Source organism: Mycobacterium sp. TH-M11, from assembly GCF_057473725.1.
The window spans coordinates 1-1,819 of the sequence record NZ_JBYCLD010000090.1; the positions used below are offsets into that span (position 1 = coordinate 1).

General features: G+C 68.8%; 2 protein-coding genes. One reads left to right on the forward strand and one right to left on the reverse strand.

Going from position 1 to position 1,819, the window contains the following annotated elements; all coding sequences use genetic code 11:
* The first annotated feature begins 13 nt into the window (after window positions 1-13).
* Window positions 14-1,348, forward strand: a complete 1,335-nt coding sequence (locus tag AC2VOG_RS03685) for an aldehyde dehydrogenase family protein (RefSeq protein WP_486938560.1) — start codon at window positions 14-16, stop codon at window positions 1,346-1,348.
* A 6-nt stretch (window positions 1,349-1,354) separates the two neighbouring features.
* Here the strand turns inward: AC2VOG_RS03685 and AC2VOG_RS03690 are convergent.
* Window positions 1,355-1,819: hypothetical protein (locus tag AC2VOG_RS03690; protein ID WP_486938559.1), on the reverse strand; the 465-nt coding region annotated here is incomplete at its 5' end.

Below are 1,819 nucleotides of genomic sequence, written 5' to 3' on the forward strand. Positions count from 1 at the left end.
CGGCACAACCGGTATCACGATCGACGCGCTCGGACCAGACGGCGAGTACCGGACCCGCAGCCGCGAGCCCGTCACGACCGTCGATGGCATCGCCGTCGCGGAACTCACTCTCGCTCCGCCGCTGTATGTGTCGCGCGCGATCACGGCGCAGCGCGCGGTACGGCCGCTGCCCGCCCACGAGCGGGACGCCGCGCTGGTCAAAGCCGCCGACATCTTCGCCCACGACGTGCTTGCCGGGCTCGACTTCGACTCCTATACCGCCCTGGCCAGCCGGATTTCCGGGGTGCCGATCGAGGTGACCCGGGCCGGTGCGCGTGCCGTCGTCGACGGTGTCAGGTCAGCCTTCGCCGCGGTGCAGCCGGCCCGGCCGTCGGGCGCGGTGCTGGATTGGCGCGACATGCGCGCCGGAGGTGCGGTGTGGGCCCGACGCGGCGACGTGTTCGCGGTTCTGGCCTCCGGCAACGGCCCGGGTGTGCACGGGTTGTGGCCGCAGGCCCTGGCCCTGGGCTACCGGGTCGCGGTCCGCCCGTCACGCCGTGAACCGCTGACCGCGCACCGACTCGTTCAGGCGTTGCGCCAGGCCGGATTTCGCCCGCACGACGCGGTTTATCTACCCACCGACCATCGCGGCGCCGACGAGATGATCCGCTCGGCGGATCTGGCCATGGTCTACGGCGGCCAGGATGTCGTCGACAAGTACGCCGGCGATCCGACCGTGTTCGTCAACGGGCCGGGCCGGACGAAGATCCTGATCACCGCCGACCACGACTGGCGCGACTACCTCGACGTGATCGTCGGCTCGATCGTCGATTTGGGCGGAGTGGCCTGCGTCAACACCACTGCCGTGCTCTGCGAAGGCGACCCCGCACCATTGGCCGAAGCGATCGCCGAGCGGCTGTCGCGCGTCGAGCTCATTGACCTGCCCACCCAAACCCTCGCTACAGCAACGGCCTTGGCGGGCCACCTGGCCGAGGTAGCCGCCGGCTCTACCGCGCTACTGGGCGCCGACCAGGTGGTCGTCCCGCTCGGCGACGGTCGCGCGGCGCTACGTCCGGCCGTGCATCTGCTGGCCGCACCCGACGTGGCCAAGCTCAATGTCGAGTTGCCATTCCCGGGTGTCTGGGTCTCGCCGTGGTCGCGCACCGACGGCCTCGATCCGCTACGGCATTCGCTGGTGATCAACGCGATCACCAGCGACGGTGACCTGATCGACGATCTGCTCGCCGAGCCGACCATCGCCAACGTCTACAACGGCCGGCATCCGACGCATTACACGGCGCCGGACATCCCGCACGACGGCTTCCTGGCCGACTTCCTGATGCGCACCAAGGGCTTCATCCGCGATTGACGGTATTTACCACCCGATCGCGGACAGCAGGTCAGCGAAAATGGCCGGGTCGGCTGCCGCGGCAGCGCCCAGGCTCGACGTGAGTGCGGCGGCCGACGAGGGATCCAGACCACCGGTGAACAGCGCAGACAATTCCGCACCGGTCACGTTGAATTCGGCGCTGAGCAGTCCCAGGGCACCGTCAACCAGTGACAGGTCCGCCGACGTGAGGGTGTTGCCACTGAGCTCACCGGCTTGGTCAGCGGCGACAAACCCCTGGTCGGCCGAGAGCATGCTGGCAGCGGCGGTGACAAACTGTTCGTCGGCGTTGGCCAGGACTGTCTGGTCGGCCGCGGTGAAAGCGTCTTGCAGCGTCGCCATCTGCGCCAACGGTGAGTCCAGCTCAGTATTGAGGTTTGCTGTATCGGCGAGGATGCCCGCTTGGCGTGCGCTCAGGTCGGCGGTGGGCGCCGCGTCCAACACCGCGGTGCC